This window comes from Aquisphaera insulae (assembly GCF_011064615.1).
Lineage (GTDB): Bacteria > Planctomycetota > Planctomycetia > Isosphaerales > Isosphaeraceae > Aquisphaera > Aquisphaera insulae.
In genome coordinates this window covers 60,825-79,223 of sequence record NZ_JAALJH010000044.1, presented here as the reverse complement: position 1 = coordinate 79,223, position 18,399 = coordinate 60,825, and the positions used below count along the sequence as shown (strand labels likewise).

The window sequence follows — 18,399 nt, the reverse complement described above, 5'->3', positions numbered from 1 at the left end:
TTGATTTTCGGGTTGGCAGCAGGACAGGCAGGAATGCCTGTCCTCCGAAATCCCCGACACACCTGGCATCAAACCCGGGGGACAGACATTCCTCTCTGTCCTGCTACCCGAATCCTGAGTGTTGACGAAGCACTAGCCTCGCCGGACATGCGTCGTCTGGCCTCGCGCGGACCTATTACAACTGATCTAATGACCACTAATTTTGTGATGATTTGGCGTAAGATGCGAAGTCCTCGCCGGATCCACTTGCCTCGAAGGCGAAGGGTTGTCACCATGGTATCGCGTGATTCCGAGGTCCGCCGGCGACTTGATACCTGTCGGCCTCGGATCTTCACGCAGAGATTTCGCAGGTACGCGGCGTTTCGTCTGCGTCTTGATCCCTACTTCGACGTCATCCCGCGGATGGGCCTGTTGGGATGAGGAGCCGTGCCATGAGCCAAACAGGGTCCTTCTTGCGAAGGTTGCGTGCGTTCACGCTCATCGAGCTGCTGGTGGTCATCGCCATCATTGCGGTCCTGATCGCGTTGCTCTTGCCGGCGGTCCAGTCCGCGCGGGAAGCGGCCCGGCGCGCCCAGTGCACGAACAACCTGAAGCAGATCGGGCTGGCGATCGCAAGCTACGTCGACGTGAATTCCGTCACGCCGCTGCACGAATATCGGTACGCCCGGGAGAACGGCGGGGCCAACGGCAACGCCGGATGTCACTCCTGGTTCTGCGGCATCGCTCCATACCTGGAGCAGACGACCATGTACAATTCGATGAACATGGTCTACACCCAGGAATGGGTCTATTCCGGCGTCATCTTCGGCCCCAACCCGATGGAATACACGGTCAACAAGGCGAGCATCGGGACGCTCCTCTGCCCGTCGGACGGCGTGGTCAACACCTGCTCGGGATACGCGCAGTACCTCAATTACCAGCCCGGGAACTTCAACTACGTCGCGAATACCGGGCGGCCGCGGAACATCACGCTCGGGGGCGAGACCAACTCCGGCTCGCTGCCGCAGCTCAAGGGAATCCTGTCGACGGCGAAGATGTACGCGGGCCAGAGCTTCTGCCACACGACGGGCTCGGGCGTGAACACCGACACCGGGGTGAACGTGACCGTCAGCCTGGCGAGCATCACCGACGGCACCTCGAACACGGCCGCGGTGAGCGAATCGCTGGTGAATGACGGCTCCGGCAACAGCCCCGACCCGCGCCGCAACCTGTACTACACGAGCTCCGGCCTGATCGACGCTCGCGATCATCCCAGCGTGGACGCCTGGCTGGTCGTGAAGGACGGCCTGGCCAATCCCATCGCGTATGCACCCTGGAGCTACTTCAAGGGGCTGAGCTGGGCCTATACCGATGCCTGGGAGCGGCACGTCTACGCCCACCTCTTCCCCCCGAACACGCCTCCGATCAGCACGTACCACACGGACACGTTTCGCTGCCAGGAGGGGGACAGTGGCATGTGCCCGACCAGCAACCATCCCGGCGGCGTCAACGTGGCCTTCATGGACGGCTCGGTCCACTTCCTCAAGAACTCGGTCAATCTCCCCACGTGGTGGGCCCTGGGCACTCGCAACGGCGGCGAGGTTATCTCGGCGGACAGCTACTGAGGCAGAAACGTGTCAAACCCAAGGCTCGCGGCCCGGCTGACCATCCCCATCGTCGGGGCAGCTTGCACGACGTTCTTCTTCCTTGCCCTTTCCGTGGTGATGCCCGGTTGCGGCGGTGGCTCTCCGGAGTTCGACAAGGCGGCCCTCTACACGCCCGAGTCGCTCGCCGCGGAGCTCGCCTTCCGCTACCAAGAGCTGAACCCCGACGCGCGGGTCGCGAGCAAGAATCTCAAGTTCAGCAAGAAGCTCGCCGAGGACGTGGCTCGCACCGCCAAGGTTGAGAAGAAGGGCGCCGGGGCCAAGAAGAAGCAGACGGGACCGAGGACGATCGACGACGTCCTCCAGGATGTCAACGGCAAGCTCTCGCAGATCCAGGGCGTTTCCCGAGCGGACGCCTGCAAGAAGATGACCGAGACGATCGCCAAGAACGCGTCCCTGGGCGAGGCCGATCGCAAGGCGCTCACGGATCTCGTGGGCCGCATGGCCAATCCGGAGTGATCCTGGACCGCTGGCACGTCATGCCGTCGCGTCCCGGGGGGCCATCGTGGAACACCAACACCACGGGATCCCCCCGGTCGTGGAGCGAGGCCGGTCTCCCTCGCCGGCTCGCCTTCGGTGGTGTGCCGCCGCGTCCATCCGATGCCAACCGCCAAGCCCTCCCGGCTCTGGAGCCCAGCCGATCGAGGCGGCCCCAACGGTCCCGCCAGGGCCGATTCCTATCGCCACAGCTCGTATGATGCCTCCGGCGAGGAAACCTGCCCCGTCCAGACTCCGTGCTCGTCCGTCGCCTCATCCCGTCCGATGGCCTAGACCGCCATCATCCTCACGACCTTGTGTCGATTCTCCGCCGGGAGGGGTGAGCCCTCCCAGGTCGTTGGGTCGAACGTCACTTCCCGGACGTGGTGGCTGCCGGGCGGGATGATGTCGAAGTCGGGGAAGTTCCTGTCCCAGCCACGGTCCTTCTTCCGCGCCTGCACCGAGGCGCCCGCCTCGTCCGTCACCCGGAACGAGAGGTTGAAGTAGCCCCAACTGCACCACTCCTTCCAGAGCCGGACCGACCGAGGCGAGACGTTCGTGATCACCACGTGGAAGTGCCGCGAGGGGCCGGACAGCTCGATGGCTCGTCCCCCCTTCTCGCGGTGGCTCGTCGGGACGATCCGAATCCTCAGCGCGTCCTCCTGATCGGGCCCGACGGGCCGGCCGGCCGAGAGCTTCGCCGTCACGCCCGCACCGAAGACCTTCAGGGACTGCCTTCGATTCATCGCCGTTGCTCCTCTGAATGGCTCCGTTTCCCCTTCACGACCGGTGACTTCAGGCCCTTCAGGTCCTCCTGCTCGACCACGGGGCGGACGATCCGGAATCCGACGAACGTCGCATCGGTATGCCACCAGATGCTCTGGGGCCGGTCGGGATCCTGGATGCACCAATCGGGGTTGGATCCGCGTCGCGAGCCGCTGCGGAGCCGGTCGGCGTCGTCGTCCCACGACCCACCGCGGACCACGTACGGGTATTCCTCGGCATCGGGCATGATCACCGGACCGGACGCCGGCGCCTTCCCGCCGGGGAGCCGCCTGTTGGCATCGATGGCGATCCGCCTGTAGGCATCGGCCCGGTAGTGGTCCAGGCACCATTCGGCCACGTTGCCGTGCATGTCATGCAGGCCCCAGGGATTGGGCTTCTTCATGCCGACCTTCTGCGGCTTCTCGGCGTTCTTGACGTCCCAGGCGAACTCGCCGATCCTCGCCGGGTCGTCGCCCCAGGAATAGGCGGTCGTCGTGCCGGCGCGGCAGGCGTATTCCCACTCGGCCTCGGTGGGGAGCCGGTAGACCTTGCCGGTCCGGGCCGAGAGCCAACGGCAGTATTCCATCGCGGCGTGGTGAGTGATGCCGATCGCCGGCTGGCCATCATGGCCGAAGCCGAACGTCTCGTCGAGGTACGGCCCGGTCGGCCGAGTGACGGCGTCGGCCTGCTTCTCGGCCTCGGGCTGGGCGGCGAGGTCGACCTTCTCGCGGGCTTTCCTCTTCAGGTCGAGCTTGCGGGCGAACTGGTCGTATTCCTCCCAGGTCACCTCGCACCTGCCCATCCAGAACGGCGCGATCCGGACCGCGTGCCGCGGCCCTTCATCCTCGCGTCGCCCCACCTCGGTCATCGCGCTGCCCATGAGGAACGTGCCGCCGGGGATCGGGAGCATCTCGAACGCCACCGCGGTCCCGGGGAGGGTCTCGATGTATGGCTTCATCGATCCGGCCGGGTCCTGGTGCTGCCCGGGCGGTGCCGACCGCGCCGCCTGGCTCATGCTCATGCCCGCGACGAGGGCCCAGAGCGCGACCAGACCAATCCTGCGGGAGGAGGGGATCACGTGCATTCCGCTCCAGAAGATCCCGGCTTCCGGAAAGGGGAGAGTTCAGGGCTGAAATCCACGTTGGGCCGCCGCCAGCGCCTGCTCGAAATCGTCGATCAGGTCGCTCGCGTCCTCGATGCCGACGGACATCCGCAGGAGGTCCGGCGGTGCGGGGGATTGGGCACCTTCGACCGACGCGCGATGCTCGATGAGGCTCTCGACGCCGCCCAGCGACGTGGCACGTTTCCAGATCTTGACGCTCGCGGCCGCGGCGATGGCGGCCGACTCGCCGCCCTTCACGCGGATCGACATCAGGCTGCCGAAGCCCCCCTGCATCTGCCTCGCCGCGACCGCGTGGCCGGGGAAGTCGGCGAGGCCGGGATAGAGCGTCTCCTCGACCAGCGGATGCCCGCGAAAATGCTCCGCCACGGCCATCGCGTTCGCCGCCGCGGTCCGCACGCGGGGATAGAGCGTGCGCATGCCGCGCAGCAGGAGCCACGCCTCGAAGGTGCCGAGCACCGCGCCCGACTGGATGCGGATCAGCTTGATCTTCTCCCATTGCGCATCGGTCGCCCGGGTCACCAGCGCGCCGGCGATGGCGTCGGAATGGCCGTTGAGCGACTTGGTCGCCGAATGCATCACGATATCGGCGCCGAGGTCGAGCGGGCGGGTGAACACCGGGGTCGCGACCGTCGAATCCACCGCCAGGCGAGCGCCGGCGGCGTGCGCGATCTCGGCGGCCGCGGCGATGTCGGTCACCGCGAGCGTGGGATTGCCCGGCGTCTCGATCCAGACGAGCTTCGTCTCGCCGGGCCGCATCGCGGCCTCCAAGGCCGCGAGGTCGGTCGTGTCCGCGACCGCCACCTTCAGGCCCCAGTCGGTGGCGAAGCCGAGCAACCAGGAGCGCAGCGACCAGTACATGACGCGCGAGATCACGACGTGATCGCCGGGCTTCAGCGACAGGAAGACGGCCGTGGCCGCCGCCATGCCCGATGAAAACAGGGCGGCGCCCGCGCCGTTCTCGAGGGCCGCCAGCACGGCCTCCGCCTGGTCGTAGGTCGGATTGTCGGCGCGCGAGTAGCTGCGCCCGGAGCTGTATCCGTTATCCGCATCGCGCACGAAGGTCGACGAAGGGTGCAGCGGCGGCACCACCGCTCGCGTCTCCTCGTCGATCCAGCCCAGGGCCTGGGCCGCGACGGTCGCCGGTTTCATCTTGGTTTCGTCCGCCATGAACAGAGCTTACCCGACGGCCTCTGGCCGCGACAGTGTTCGACGCTCGCCCCGCGGGAGCACGGCGGGCGAGACCCCGGGGCCTCGCGCCCGTCGCTCGATGAGCTCGACGATCGTCCGTTCGCCGGAGGGGACCTGCTCCAGCCGGCACCGCAACCGACGCGCCACCGGGCCGGGCCGCACGAGTGCCCCCGTCGATTCGCCTTCGACTTCCGTCCGCTTCGTCCCCCGCACCGCCGAAACCACGGTCCTTTCGGCGATGGGTCGACGCGGTGCCATGCTGCTCGAGGGATGGTTCGCGCCCGTCATACTCTCCCCGAATAAACCCGGGGAAGGTCGGGCCTCGCGTCCTCCCGCCTCACTGGAATTCTATCCAGGCGGCGGGTATGATGTCGCACTTCGGGCCCGAGAAGGGCCTGTGGGTCCCGCGCATCATTCGAGGCGATTGTCCATCCCCTGGCCGAGGGCGCCGAAAACCACCTGGCCATGTTGCCTTGCCCCTTCGCCACGTTGAGATTGGCCTCACGTCGATCGCGAGCGAGCGTCCCCCCGTCGAACTCCTCCACGCAGGTCGACCGGACGAGGGGGGTCGTTGGCTTCATCGCCTCACCACTTCCGTCAGGAGCCAGCCCGAGATGAGTAGCGGTGGAAAGGACCTGCCCAAGATCCTCAAGAAGCACGAGGCGGACATCCTGGGCGACTGGATCAAGGAGCAGACGGCGACTGCACCCTCGCGGACCGGGGCGATCAAGGAGTCGGAGCTCCGGGAGCAGAGCCGGGAATTCCTCAACCTGCTCCAGGTCGCCGTCCAGGAAGGCCGCCCCGAAGACATCCAGGCGGCTCGCTGGCAGGGCGTCAGGGAGATGCTCGCCAATCTCTCGAGGTCGCGCGGCCTGCAAGGGTTCTCCCCCGCGGAGACCGCGAACTTCGTGTTCTCCCTCAAGAAGCCGATCTTCTCCCGGCTCCGCCGCGAGTTCGCCGAGGATGGCGACACGCTGGCGGACCTGACCTGGTCGGCCACCGAGCTGCTCGACAAGCTCGGCCTCTACACCACGGAGGTCCACCAGAGGGCGCGAGAGGAGATCATCCTCCGGCAGCAGCAGGAGATGCTCGAGCTCTCCACGCCGGTCGTGAAGCTCTGGGAGGGGATCCTGGCGCTCCCGATGATCGGCACGCTCGACAGCGGGCGGACCCAGGTCGTCATGGAGACGCTCCTGCAGCGGATCGTCGAGACGGGCTCGGGCATCGCCATCATCGACATCACGGGCGTGCCGACGGTCGACACGCTCACGGCCCAGCACCTGCTGAAGACGGTCACCGCCGCACGACTCATGGGGGCGGAGTGCATCATCAGCGGCATCCGGCCGCAGATCGCCCAGACGATCGTCCACCTGGGGGTCGACCTCGGCGACATCGCCACCAAGGCGACGATGGCCGACGCCTTCGCCGTCGCCCTGGAAAGGACCGGCCGTACGGTCCGACGCATCCGGGTCGAGTCCTGAGGAGGCCGCCTCGTGGAACGCATCCCGATCCTCAAGATGGGCGATTTCCTCCTCGTGACCATCCAGGTGGACATGCACGATCGCCTCGTGACGACCCTCCAGGACGACCTGACCCTGATGATCTCCAGGAGCGGTGCCACGGGCGTCCTCATCGACATCTCGTCGCTCGACATGGTCGACTCCTTCATCGGCAGGATGATCGGCAACATCGCCGGCATGTCCCGCGTGCTCGACGCGGAGACCGTCGTCGTCGGCATGCGGCCGGCGGTGGCGATCACGCTCGTCGAGCTGGGCCTGTCGCTGCCCGGCGTCCGGACGGCGCTGGACGTCGAGAAGGGGATGGCCCTGCTTCGCTCCGCGACGCGACGGCGGTCGGGGGAGGCCGACGATGGTCGTGACGAAGGATGAAAACATGGAAATCCGGACCTCCGACCACGTGGTCCTGGTCCGGCAGGCCGTGCGGAAATGGGCGATCGAGCTGGGCTTCAGCCTGGTGGACCAGACCAAGATGATCACGGCCGCGAGCGAGCTGGCACGCAACACGCTGGACTACGGCGGCGGCGGGATCGTCCGCCTGCAGGCGCTCCGGGAGGACCCGCGCAAGGGGCTGAGGCTGACCTTCGAGGACCGGGGGCCAGGCATCCCTGATCTCGAGAAGGCGCTGACCGACGGCTACACGACCGGCAAGGGGATGGGGATGGGGCTGAGCGGTTCCAGGCGCCTGGTCAACGAGTTCGAGATCGAGTCGAGGGTCGGCGAGGGGACGAAGGTCACCATTACGAGGTGGAAGTGATCAAGCCCGCGGGCCCGCCCATCATCCTGTCCATCAACGAGCCGTCGATGGTGGGCGAGTCCCGGCGGACGGCGACCTCGTTGGCCGGGCGGCTCGGCTTCGACGAGACGGGGCGGGGCCGGGTCGCGCTCGTGGCGACGGAGGCGGCGACGAACCTCCACAAGCACGCGGGAGGGGGCGAGATCCTCCTCCAGGGCCTGGAGGATGGGGCCGTCGGCGGCGTCGAGATCCTGGCCCTGGACCGGGGGCCGGGCATGGCGGATGTGGCCCGATGCCTGGGGGATGGCTACTCCACCGCGGGGTCGTCCGGGACGGGACTGGGGGCCATGCAACGGCTCGTGCCCGACTTCGACATCCACTCCGGGCCCGGGATCGGATCGGTGGTGCTGGCTCGCCTCTGGGCGGACACCGACGGCGGGCGAAGGGAGGCCCCCGCGCTCCAGTACGGCGCCGTGAGCGTCCCGCTGGCCGGGGAGGAGGTCTGCGGCGATTCCTGGGCGATCGAGCACGTCGCAGGGCGGTCGCTGGTCATGGTCGTCGACGGTCTCGGGCACGGCCCGCAGGCGGCGGATGCGGCCCGAGAGGCCGTGCGGGTCTTCGGCCTGGCGGCCGCCACCGTCGGCCCGGCCGACTACATCCGCGAGGCCCACGCCGCCCTGCGGAGCACGCGCGGGGCCGCCCTCGCGGTGGCGCAGATCGACCACGAGCGGGGGGAGGTCCGGTATGCGGGGGTGGGGAACATCGCGGGGGCCGTACTCGACGCCAACCATGAGGTCCGGACGACCCACATGGTGTCGCATAATGGCACGGTCGGGCACACGATTCGCAAGGTCCAGGAATTCTCCTACGCCTGGTCGCCCGGCTCGCTGCTGGTCATGCACTCCGACGGCCTGGTCACTCACTGGCAGCTCGACCATCGGGCCGGGCTGAGGGTGAAGCACCCCGGGGTTGCCGCCGGCAGCCTCTATCGAGACTTCAAGCGCGGCCGCGACGACGTCACGATCGTCGTCGCCCGCGGGGTGGAGGCCGGCCGCCGATGAGCCTTCCCCTGCTGACCCTGGATCTCCGCCTGGAGTCGGACGTCGTCCTGGCGCGGCAGCGGGCCCGCCAGATCGCCGGCCTCTTGAGCTTCGCCTCGCTCGACCAGACGCGAATCGCCACGGCGGTGTCGGAGGTCGCCCGCAACGCCCTCGAGTACGGGAGCGGCGGGAAGGTCGAGTTCCACATCGAGACGGGGGCCACGCCGGGGCTCCTGGTCCGCATCCGCGAGCGTGGCCCCGGGATCAAGGGCCTTCAAACGATCCTGCAGGACCGATACAGTTCGCCGACGGCGCCGGGCGTGGGCATCCTCGGGGCGAGGCGGCTGATGGACCGTTTCGAGGTCGAGTCGTCGGAAGCGGGCGCCACGGTCACGATGGCCAAGGCCCTGCCCAGCCGGTCGGCACGACTGACACCTCAGGAGCTCGCGCGGGTCGCGGCCGAGCTCGCCAGGCAGGCGCCCCAGGGCCTGCTGGAGGAGCTCCAGTCGCAGAACCAGGAGTTGCTCCGGATCCTGCAGGAGCTGCGGGACCGCCAGGCCGAGGTCTCGGAGCTGCATTCGCGCGAGCTGGAAGAGACCAATCGCGGGGTGGTCGCCCTCTACTCCGAGCTCGACGAGAGCGCGAAGGAGCTGAAGCGGATCTCCGACCTGAAGTCCCGCTACCTGGCGAACATGAGCCACGAGTTCCGCTCGCCCCTCAATACCATCCTCAGCATGTCGGGGTTCCTGCTCGACGGCAGCAGCGGCGCGCTGACGCCGGAGCAGCAGAAGGAGATCGGCTTCATCCGCAAGGCGGCCGAGGGGCTCTCAGCCCTGGTCAACGACCTGCTGGACCTGGCGAAGGTGGAGGCCGGCAAGGCCGTGATCCACGCCGAGCCGTTCGAGATCGCCGACCTGTTCGACGCCATCCGCGGGACGATGCAGCCGCTGCTCGACCCCGACGCCGTGACGCTGATCGTCGAGGAGCCGGCCGGGATCCCCACGCTCAGGACCGATGAGGGCAAGGTCGCCCAGATCCTCAGGAATTTCCTCTCCAACGCCATCAAGTTCACAAATCGCGGCGAGATCCGGCTCGCCGCGGAGGCCGGGCCGGGGGACACCGTGATCCTCTCGGTGAAGGACACCGGCATCGGCATCGCCCGTGAGGACCAGGCTCGCGTCTTCGAGGAATTCAGCCAGGTCGATGGGCCGGTCCAGAAGCGGGTGAAGGGGACCGGCCTGGGGTTGCCCCTCTCCCGGAAGCTGGCCCAGCTCCTGGGCGGCCAGGTGTCGGTCCAGAGCGTCCTGGGCGTCGGCTCGACGTTCCTGGCGGTCATCCCCCGGTCGTATCAACCGCCGAACGAGACGGCCACGACCCCCGAGTCTCGCTGGTTGCTGGACCACCGCCTCGCGCCGGTGCTCGTCGTCGAGGACGATCCGGTTTCCCTCCTCCTCTACGAGAAGTTCCTCGAGGGGTCCGGGTTCCAGGTCCTCCCCGCCCGGACGCTCGCCGAGGCGCGGCAGGTGCTGCGCCGGGTCCGGCCCCGGGCGGTGATGCTGGACATCCTCCTGGACGCCGAGAGCGGGTGGAACCTCCTTGCCGAGATGAAGGGGCAGGCGGCCACGAAGGACATCCCGATCTTCGTCCTGACGATGGTCGACGGCAAGGAGCGGGCGATGGCCCTCGGCGCGGCCGACTTCTGCCTCAAGCCCATCGAGCGGGGCTGGGTGCTGGACCGGCTCAACGCCTTGCAGGCGGATGGGCCGCTGGATACGATCCTGATCGTCGACGACGAGGAGGCGGATCGTCGCGTGCTGAGGGGCCTGCTGGCCGCCCAGGGACGCTTCCACGTGCTCGAGGCGACCAGCGGTGCCGAGGGCCTTCGGCGGGCCTGCGAGGATGGCCCGGACGTGATATTCCTCGACTTGATCCTGGGAGACATGACCGGATTCGAGCTCCTGAATCGGCTCAAGGCGGAGCCGGCGACCCGGGAGATCCCCGTCATCATCATGAGCTCGGCGACCCTCGGCGAGGCCGATCGGCAGCGGCTGGCCGCGGGGACGGCGGCCATCCTGTCCAAGTCCGCCGGCTCCGCGGAGGAGGCGTTCGCCACGATCCGCGACGCCCTGATCCGGGCCGGATTGAGCCTGACCCCCGCGGGCACGGAGTCGTGACATGGCCGTCCAGGCGCAGGACACCGTACTGGTCGTGGACGACGACGAGGCCAAGCGTCACGCCATCGCCAAGATCCTCCGCAAGGCCGGGTTCGAGATCCTCGAGGCCGGGACCGCCGTCGAGGGATTGCAACTGATCTCCGAGAAGCCCTGCCTCGTCATCCTCGACGTCAAGCTCCCGGACATGAGCGGGTTCGAGCTTTGTCGGCTGATCAAGGAGAACCCGGCGACCTCCGGCATCCCGGTGCTCCACATCTCCACGACGTTCGTGGACATCGAGGACCGGGTCCACGGGCTGGAGGGCGGGGCGGACGGCTACCTGACCGACGTCCTCGAGCCGATCGAACTGGTCGCGACGGTGAGGGCCCTGCTCCGGGCCCGCAGGGCCGAGGAGGCGGCCGAGATCACGTCCCGGCGATGGCAGGTCACGTTCGACGCCATCAGCGACGGCGTCATCCTGCTCGACCGCGGCGGGCGCATCGTCCAGGTCAACTCCGCGATGGAGGGCATACTCAGGAAGCCGTGGAGCGAACTCGAGAGCTGCGGCATCCACGACATCCTCAACATCCCCCCGGACCCCGAGTCGTCCCCGTTCCATCGCATGCTCGCCAGCCGCCGGCGCGAGGACGCCGAGTTGACGTGCGGCGACCGCTGGCTGCGCGTGACCGTCGATCCGATCCGCGACGCGGGAGGGCAGGTCAAGGGGGGGCTCTGCATCGCCTCCGACATCACGGACCGCAGGCACCTCGAGGAGGAGCTGCGACGTCGCGCCGACGAGCTGGCGGCGGCCGACAAACGCAAGGACGAGTTCCTGGCGATGCTCGCCCATGAGCTGCGGAACCCCCTCGCCCCGATCGCCAGCGTGCTCGCGCTCATCCGAATGAGGCGGAGCGAGACGACCGGGATGGGCGAAGCGATCGACATCGCGGAGCGGCAGGTCAAGCACATGGCCCGCCTCCTGGACGATCTCCTGGACGTCTCGCGTTTCACGAGGGGCAACGTCCAGCTCCGCAGGGTCCCCGTTGAGCTGACCTCGATCCTGGAGCAGGCCGTCGAGACCTCCCGGCCCCTGATCGAGGCGGGCGGGCATGCGCTCTCCATCTCGCCCCCGGCCTCCCCCGTCTGGCTGGAAGGGGATCCGACTCGGCTGGCCCAGGTCGTTTCAAACCTGCTCAACAACGCCGCTAAGTACACGGACCGGGGCGGCCAGATCACCCTCGCGGCGGTTCGCGAGGGCGACGAGGCGGTCATCCGCGTGCAGGACAACGGCGTCGGCCTGAGCGCCGAAATGCTGCCCCGGGTCTTCGACCTGTTCGCCCAGGAAGACCGCTCCCTGGACCGCTCGCAGGGCGGCCTTGGCATCGGCCTGACGCTCGTGAGGAGCCTGGTCCAGCTCCACGGGGGGCGGATCACGGCCGACAGTCCCGGGCTGGGCATGGGCAGCAAGTTCACCATCCGACTCCCGGCGCTGCCCGACGCGTCGATCCCGAATCGGCACGCGGAGGCCATCCCCTCGACGCCGACCCAGCCCCGACGGCGTCGCATCCTGGTGGTGGACGACGGCAAGGACGCGGCCTGGAGCCTCGCCCAGGTCATCGAGCTGTGGGGACACGAGGTTCGGGTCGCACATGACGGCCCGGAGGCGATCGAGGCGGCCCTGCCCGGGGCGGTCGACGTCATCCTGCTCGATATCGGGCTCCCCGGCATGGACGGTTACCTGGTTGCCCGCCAGATCCATGCCCGCCTTGCGGGCTCCGTACCCATCCTGATCGCCCTGACCGGCTATGGCCAGGATGCGGACCTCGCGCGTTCCCACACCGCCGGATTCGACGTCCATCTGGTGAAGCCGGTCAACCTCGATCGCCTGCAGGCGTTGCTCGCCGATCCGGAACTCCTTCGCGGACAGGGAAGGCCGGAGCTCGCCCGGGAATGGGCGTGAGGCCGCGATGAACTCGCGTCACGGCTCCCCGGAGCAGCCCGAACGGCCGGGACGCTCGACATCGCGACCGCGGTGACCTCCCTCGCGAGCCATGGGCGCTCCCCAGGATCGGCATGTCGGGGTGCAGGCCCGTCACCGTCCCCATGGGGAACGACTTCCTCGATGCCGGTCGCATTCGAGGCGGGCGCAGGCGCCCGGCGACGTGACCGCCGATCACGGCATCGATACAATCGCTGCCAGCCGCGGCTGGCGGTCCACGTTGGGCTGCTTCCGTTGCATCTCGATCTCGGAGGCGATCATGAAGGCGATTCTCTCCACGGCCCTGTTCCTCGGGGCCTGCGGCCTGGCGGTCGCGGCGGATGACAAGGCGGCAGATCCGGTCGGGAAGTGGAAGTGCGAGTACGAGATCGGCGAGCAGAAGCGGACCTCCACCCTGGAGGTCAAGAAGGAGGGGGACAAGCTCGTCGGGACCATGAGCTGGGCGGACCAGAAAGACGAGAAACTCAAGGACCCGAAGCTCAAGGACGGGAAGCTCACGTTCTCCGCCGTGCGGAAGTTCGCGGGCAACACGATCGCCATCGACTACACCCTGACGATCGACGGGGACACGTTCAAGGGGAAGGGCGAGGCGGATTTCGGGGGACAGAAACAGGAGTTCGAGATCGAGGGCAAGCGCGAGAAGAAGGTGGAGTGATCGTCGCCCGTCCTGATGAGCCCGACGCCCGCCCGGCCGACCGAAACGAAATACGGTCGGAGCTTCGCGACCGGCCGGGGCGTCGGGCAAGGAGATGGCCGTGGGGAGCCTCGACCTGGCGGAGTCGGCGCTGAGGAGGAAGGTCGACGACCTAGCCGGTCCTTACGTCCGCTCGCCGCGGAACGTGGGGCTCGTCGTCGGCCTCCTCGCCGGGGACGAATCACTCGTCCTCGGGTACGGGGTGATCGCTCGCGACGATGACCGGACGCCGGACGGGCACACCGTGTTCGAGATCGGCTCGATCACGAAGGTGTTCACCGCCGCGCTCCTGGCCGAGATGGCGGGGCGGGGAGAGGTCAAGATCGACCAGCCGGTGGCGGAGCTGCTGCCCCCGGGCGTCCGGATGCCCGGCCGCCGCGGCGAGCCGATCACGCTGGCCGACCTGGCCGAGCACACCTCGGGCCTGCCGCGACTGCCGGGGAATCTGTGGCCCACGGTCACGGATCAGGCGAATCCGTACCGCGACTACCAGGCGTCCCACCTCTACGAGTACCTGAGCGAAGCCCGCGTCGGGTTCCCGCCCGGCACCGGGGTGGCCTACTCGAACCTGGGGGCCGGGCTCCTCGGCCACGTGCTCTCGCTGCGGGCCGGGATGCCCTACGACGAGCTGCTGGCCGCGCGAGTCCTCCGCCCCCTGGGATTGACCGACACCGGGATTGCCCTCTCGGAAGATCAGGCGTCGCGGCTGGCCCCGGGCCACGCCGCCACCGGGGAACCGACTTCCCGCTGGGACTTCCCCACGCTCGCCGGGGCGGGGGCCCTGAGGTCCACGGCCGACGAGATGCTCCGCTTCCTGCGGGCGAACCTCGGCCTGCCCGAGACCCCGATCGGGGCCGCCCTCCGCGCCTGCCATGCCCCCCACCCGGTGGCCTGGTGGCGGCGGATCGGAGTCGGGCTGGTGCAGGCCATCGGGTTGGCGGCGGCGGGCGTGATGGTCCAGTGGGCGGTCCCGGTGCCGCCGGGCCGCTGGACGTTCCTGGCCGCGTTGGTCCTGCCGGTCCTGGTCGCACTCGGCTGGAAGGGCTTCTGGTCGGGGGTGTGGACGGCCGTCGCCGTGTGGGCCGGGACCTGGTTGCTGTGGGGATCAAGCTTCGGGTGGCTGCCGGCCGGCGTGACCCTGCTCCTGTTCCTCTCGACGGCCGGGCTTCTTTCCGGCTACCTCCCCCCGACGGACAAGGCATGCCTGGGATGGCAGGAAGCCTCGTTCGGAACCGGGGCGAAGGCCCTCTGGCACAACGGCGGGACCGGTGGCTACCGCAGCTTCGTGGGCTTCATGCCCGGCACTGGGGCCGGCGTGGTGGTCCTTTCCAACTCGGCCAACGATGTGGACCCGATCGGCATGGCGATCCTCGGGGCCTTCGCCGAGCCGAGGCGGCCGCAGGACGACGATCCCGAGCCCGCAGCTTGACCCCGGCAGGTAGACGACCGACCGCAAGGGCTCGCCGTGATCGGCCCCGCGTCCGCGTCCCTGCAGGCCGTGGGTTCAGTCGGCGAGGCCGCGGCACGCAAGGGACGCAGGTTGGCCGAGCGAATCCCAGGAGGTCGCCGCTCTGCGCCTCCTCCAACTTGTTGCGGCTTGCGGGCTGCTGCATGATGAGATCAACGATGGTCCGGGCTGCCCGCGTCGGCATCCTTCCGAGAGAGGCGCCGACCGCCTCAACCGACTGCAGGACGGCCTGTGCCTCGAGAGGACGGCCTCCTCGTCATGCGATCCTCCATCTTCCTTGGCATTGCGGCCCTGGGCTCCGTGCTGCCCGCGACGGCCGCGACCTACCACGTCTCACCGCAGCCGTTACCGGGGATCGCCGTCGAGCTCCAGTACCGCACGATCGCCGAGGCTGCCCGCAAGGTCGCGGCCGGCGACGTGGTGAAGATCCACAACGGCACCTACCGGGAAGCGGTGCTCATCGAGGCGAAAGGGTCGGCCGAACGACCGATCCGGTTCGAGGCCGCGCAGGCCGCCCATGTCGTCGTCACCGGCGCCGACAGGCTCGACGACTGGCGGAAGGAGGAGGCCCCCGCCGGCGAGAACGTCTACTCGACGCCCTGGCCGCACCGCTTCATCGCCTGGTCGGAGACCGGGACGCACCCCGCCGACGACTATCACAGGCTCATCGGCAGGGCCGAGCAGGTCTTCATCAACGGCTACGCACTTCTGCAAGTCCTGTCGCGTGAGAAGCTGGGCCGCGGCACGTTCTACGTGGATCACGGGGCGAAGCGGCTCTTCCTGCAGGCGAGCAACAACGCCAAGCTCGGGGGGGATCAGGGTGGGAATCAGCGGGTGGAAGCGAGCGTCCGCGGGACGATCTGGGACGTGCGCGGCGATCACGTCCACACGCGCGGGTTGATCTTCCGCTACGGGGCGACGCAGGCCCAGTCGGCGCTCGCGCGACTCGGCGGCCGCGGCGACATCATCGAGGATTGCTCGTTCGAGGGCTCGAACGCCGACGGGGCGACTTTCGGGAACGAGCACCAGGTCGCGCGTCGCTGCACGTTCCGAGACAACGGGCAGGACGGCTTCACCGGCGGGGCCGCCCACGACCTGCTCGTGAGCGATTGCCTGACGCGGAACAACAACACCAAGAACTTCGACCGCGGCTGGGGTGCCGGCGGCTGCAAGATCGTGATGTCGCGCGGGGTCGTGATCGAGGGCTCGCAGTTCCTGGACAATCGCGGAGTGGGGATCTGGTTCGATATCGGGAACGAGGAGACCACGATCCGGAACTGCCTCATCGCCCGCAACGAGGACGCCGGCATCTTCTACGAGATCTCGTACGGCCTCCACGCCCACGACAACGTCATCCTCGAGAACGGCCTGCTCAGTAGCGCCGGGGCGTGGGGCGCCAACGGCGGAATCGCCCTGTCGTCGTCACCGCGCTGCGTCATCGAGCGGAACCTGCTCGTCGCCAACAAGGAGGGCTTCCAGTTCCGTGAGCAGCCGCGGCGCACCCCGCGGATCGGCCGGGCGGCCGGACAGCCCGAGGAGTGGGTCTGGAACCACGACGAGACGATCCAGCACAACGTGCTGGCCTGGAACCGCGATGCCCAGGCCTGGGGCTGGTGGGCGGCCGGCGACGATCGCCACCGGCCGCGGGTCCGTCGGTCGGCGGACCCGAACCGGGCCGGCTCCGCCCCGGAGACCGATATCGCGCGTCCCTACCGGTCCGCGCCCGACGGCGGGGCTCCGCGGGACCTCAGCCTGGAATCCCTCGCGCTTCGCCTCCGCGGCAACGTCTATGACCCCGAGCCGGGCCAGGGGCTCTTCCACTGGGGGCCCGCGTGGCAGGACCACCGGCGATTCCGCGGCCTCGACGAGGTGCGCGACGAGCTCGGCCTGGAAGCCGACAGCATCGTGGCACAGGTCGAGTTCGCCGACTACCACCGCCGCGACCTGCGCGTGCCCGCCGACTCCCCTGCCCTCCGTATGCAAGCCTATCCCCGCGGCGAGGTCCCGGGCGTCACCCTGGGCACTCGCCCCGCCCCCTGACCCTCGGGCATCAAACTCGTCGGCCGGGAACGAGAAGCCGGACCAACCGAAACTTATAACTTATCGCATTTATATCTTATTATTCACATAATTCGATCACCCGGACTTGCGACGTCCGCGGCCGGGTCCCGACCGTCGAAGAAGCGTCAAGCCGGGGCTCCCAGGTTCGGGACGATGCCGCGGCGCGGGATCGTCCCGGGAGGCTGCGCCACTGGCCTCCCTTGCCGGCAATGAGACGGCCCGTGAACCGCACCGCCAGGCCCACACCGCGGCGTGCGTTCCCGCACGCGAGGACGATCCATTTTAGACTAAGCCTATAGATTTAATCGACGACTCACTTGACTAATCCTATCGAGAATAGGAATATCACTCCTGACTGGGCATTCCGTTGACTGCGGATCGGAGTGGCGCTGTCGCGGGGCGGCCAGAGCCTCTACCGGAAGACAAGATGAGGCTTCGAGTTGGAGAGGATGCACGATGAATTACGCTGGCTCGGGAACCGGACCAGGTCTTGAGGAGCTCGGCGAGGGACCCCGGCCCCGACCGACGGGCGCCGGGAGTGTCCGAGGGGGCTTCACGCTGATCGAGCTGCTGGTGGTCATCGCCATCATCGCGGTCCTGATCGCGCTGCTCCTGCCGGCCGTCCAGTCGGCGCGGGAGGCGGCCAGGCGGATCCAGTGCATCAACAACCTCAAGCAGCTCGGGCTCGGCCTGATGAACTACCACGACGTCAATCAACGGTTCCCCATGGGCGCCCAGGGACGCGATCCCACGACCGCGCTCTACCCCTCGCCCAACTATCGCCAGCCGTTCGTCGTCACCCTGATGCCCTACTACGAGCAGACCGCGCTTTACAACGCGTACAACTTCCAGAAGGTCCTCTTCGAGGATGCCGCTAACAACACGTCGCGGCTGACGACCATCAACGTGTATTCGTGCCCGTCGGACACGGCGGAGGTCTTCGCCAAGACGGTCGCGGGGGTCGTCCTCCAGTTCGACGTCAAGGGGAGCTACGGCGTGAACTGGGGCCAGGGGACGTTCTGGAACCAGGGACCGACGACGGCGGCGACGTCGTCTCGCGGGTGGGCGCCGTTCTACCTCAGCTATGGGGCCGCGCTGGCGGAGATCACGGACGGGACGAGCAACACGCTGGCGATGCTCGAGCTGATCCAGACGCTCTCCCCGAACGTGGGGACGGACGGCATCAGCAACCTGGACCGGCGGGCGCGGATCTGGAACGACGACGCCGCGACGTACCAGGTCTCGACGCGGCTCGGGCCGAATAGCCTCGCGCCGGATTACGGCCGCTGCGTCAACGCCCCGGCAAGCCGGGCCCCGTGCATCAATGACACGAGCGACGGCCGGGGATACTACCTCGCCTCCCGGAGCCGCCACCCGGGCGGCGTGAACGTCCTCTTCTGCGACGGCTCGGTCCACTTCATCAAGGACTCGATCGGCCTGCCGACCTACCAGTCCCTCAGCACACGCGCGGCCGGCGAGGTGATCTCCAGTGACACCTATTGAGAGATCGCCAGGTCGTCGCCCGCCCGGTCCGC

15 protein-coding genes are annotated in these 18,399 nt (G+C 68.4%); 12 read left to right on the top strand and 3 right to left on the bottom strand.

Annotated features, from left to right (window positions below; translation table 11 throughout):
• The first annotated feature begins 431 nt into the window (after positions 1-431).
• Positions 432-1,604 (top strand): DUF1559 family PulG-like putative transporter, encoded by a 1,173-nt coding sequence (locus G6O54_RS21660; RefSeq protein ID WP_165227918.1) that lies wholly within the window; start codon positions 432-434, stop codon positions 1,602-1,604.
• Positions 1,605-1,613: 9 nt separating this feature from the next.
• Positions 1,614-2,102 (top strand): hypothetical protein, encoded by a 489-nt coding sequence (locus G6O54_RS21655; protein WP_165227916.1) that lies wholly within the window; start codon positions 1,614-1,616, stop codon positions 2,100-2,102.
• 308 nt (positions 2,103-2,410) lie between these two features.
• Here G6O54_RS21655 and G6O54_RS21650 read toward each other — a convergent pair whose 3' ends face one another.
• Genes G6O54_RS21650 through G6O54_RS21640 form a run of 3 tightly spaced genes read right to left on the bottom strand, consistent with a single transcriptional unit; the run spans position 2,411 to position 5,175 of the window.
• Positions 2,411-2,866 (bottom strand): hypothetical protein, encoded by a 456-nt coding sequence (locus tag G6O54_RS21650; RefSeq protein WP_165227914.1) that lies wholly within the window; start codon positions 2,864-2,866, stop codon positions 2,411-2,413.
• Positions 2,863-3,963 (bottom strand): formylglycine-generating enzyme family protein, encoded by a 1,101-nt coding sequence (locus tag G6O54_RS21645; RefSeq protein ID WP_439650265.1) that lies wholly within the window; start codon positions 3,961-3,963, stop codon positions 2,863-2,865. Before G6O54_RS21645 ends, G6O54_RS21650 begins: the two co-directional genes overlap by 4 nt.
• A 45-nt stretch (positions 3,964-4,008) precedes the next feature.
• The gene (locus G6O54_RS21640) at positions 4,009-5,175 is read right to left on the bottom strand and encodes a trans-sulfuration enzyme family protein (RefSeq protein ID WP_165227910.1); all 1,167 of its coding nucleotides are present in this window, start codon (positions 5,173-5,175) and stop codon (positions 4,009-4,011) included.
• Between the two features lie 635 nt (positions 5,176-5,810).
• On the opposite strand from G6O54_RS21640, the gene G6O54_RS21635 reads away from it, so the two are divergent.
• The 10 genes from G6O54_RS21635 (at position 5,811) to G6O54_RS21590 (ending at position 18,367) form a co-directional block, all read left to right on the top strand.
• Positions 5,811-6,677, top strand: a complete 867-nt coding sequence (locus tag G6O54_RS21635) for an STAS domain-containing protein (protein WP_165227907.1) — start codon at positions 5,811-5,813, stop codon at positions 6,675-6,677.
• A gap of 12 nt (positions 6,678-6,689) precedes the next feature.
• A complete protein-coding gene (locus G6O54_RS21630; RefSeq protein ID WP_165227905.1) occupies positions 6,690-7,085 on the top strand; it encodes an STAS domain-containing protein in 396 nt (131 codons plus the stop codon).
• The gene (locus tag G6O54_RS21625) at positions 7,066-7,470 is read left to right on the top strand and encodes an anti-sigma regulatory factor (RefSeq protein ID WP_165227903.1); all 405 of its coding nucleotides are present in this window, start codon (positions 7,066-7,068) and stop codon (positions 7,468-7,470) included. Before G6O54_RS21630 ends, G6O54_RS21625 begins: the two co-directional genes overlap by 20 nt.
• Positions 7,467-8,510, top strand: coding sequence for an ATP-binding SpoIIE family protein phosphatase (locus G6O54_RS21620; RefSeq protein WP_250847016.1), 1,044 nt, complete (start codon positions 7,467-7,469; stop codon positions 8,508-8,510). The genes G6O54_RS21625 and G6O54_RS21620 overlap by 4 nt, the downstream gene beginning before the upstream one ends.
• The gene (locus G6O54_RS21615) at positions 8,507-10,663 is read left to right on the top strand and encodes a response regulator (protein WP_165227901.1); all 2,157 of its coding nucleotides are present in this window, start codon (positions 8,507-8,509) and stop codon (positions 10,661-10,663) included. The genes G6O54_RS21620 and G6O54_RS21615 overlap by 4 nt, the downstream gene beginning before the upstream one ends.
• A gap of 1 nt (position 10,664) precedes the next feature.
• Positions 10,665-12,602 (top strand): hybrid sensor histidine kinase/response regulator, encoded by a 1,938-nt coding sequence (locus G6O54_RS21610; RefSeq protein ID WP_165227899.1) that lies wholly within the window; start codon positions 10,665-10,667, stop codon positions 12,600-12,602.
• Between the two features lie 298 nt (positions 12,603-12,900).
• A complete protein-coding gene (locus tag G6O54_RS21605) occupies positions 12,901-13,296 on the top strand; it encodes a DUF2147 domain-containing protein (RefSeq protein ID WP_165227897.1) in 396 nt (131 codons plus the stop codon).
• Between the two features lie 100 nt (positions 13,297-13,396).
• Complete coding sequence (locus G6O54_RS21600) at positions 13,397-14,764, top strand: serine hydrolase domain-containing protein (RefSeq protein ID WP_165227895.1); 1,368 nt, start codon at positions 13,397-13,399, stop codon at positions 14,762-14,764.
• 297 nt (positions 14,765-15,061) lie between these two features.
• On the top strand, positions 15,062-16,843 hold the full coding sequence (locus tag G6O54_RS21595; RefSeq protein WP_165227893.1) for a right-handed parallel beta-helix repeat-containing protein: 1,782 nt from the start codon (positions 15,062-15,064) through the stop codon (positions 16,841-16,843).
• A 477-nt stretch (positions 16,844-17,320) separates the two neighbouring features.
• Positions 17,321-18,367 carry a DUF1559 domain-containing protein gene (locus G6O54_RS21590; RefSeq protein WP_165227891.1) on the top strand — a complete coding sequence of 349 codons (1,047 nt, stop codon included), beginning with the start codon at positions 17,321-17,323 and terminating at the stop codon, positions 18,365-18,367.
• Positions 18,368-18,399 lie beyond the last annotated feature (32 nt).

Coding starts and splice junctions, on each gene's coding strand:
- G6O54_RS21660 (WP_165227918.1), top strand. CDS start 432: ATGAGCCAAACAGGGTCCTTCTTGCGAAGGTTGCGTGCGTTCACGCTC.
- G6O54_RS21650 (WP_165227914.1), bottom strand. CDS start 2,866: ATGAATCGAAGGCAGTCCCTGAAGGTCTTCGGTGCGGGCGTGACGGCG.
- G6O54_RS21640 (WP_165227910.1), bottom strand. CDS start 5,175: ATGGCGGACGAAACCAAGATGAAACCGGCGACCGTCGCGGCCCAGGCC.
- G6O54_RS21635 (WP_165227907.1), top strand. CDS start 5,811: ATGAGTAGCGGTGGAAAGGACCTGCCCAAGATCCTCAAGAAGCACGAG.
- G6O54_RS21625 (WP_165227903.1), top strand. CDS start 7,066: ATGGTCGTGACGAAGGATGAAAACATGGAAATCCGGACCTCCGACCAC.
- G6O54_RS21615 (WP_165227901.1), top strand. CDS start 8,507: ATGAGCCTTCCCCTGCTGACCCTGGATCTCCGCCTGGAGTCGGACGTC.
- G6O54_RS21610 (WP_165227899.1), top strand. CDS start 10,665: ATGGCCGTCCAGGCGCAGGACACCGTACTGGTCGTGGACGACGACGAG.
- G6O54_RS21605 (WP_165227897.1), top strand. CDS start 12,901: ATGAAGGCGATTCTCTCCACGGCCCTGTTCCTCGGGGCCTGCGGCCTG.
- G6O54_RS21595 (WP_165227893.1), top strand. CDS start 15,062: ATGCGATCCTCCATCTTCCTTGGCATTGCGGCCCTGGGCTCCGTGCTG.
- G6O54_RS21590 (WP_165227891.1), top strand. CDS start 17,321: ATGAATTACGCTGGCTCGGGAACCGGACCAGGTCTTGAGGAGCTCGGC.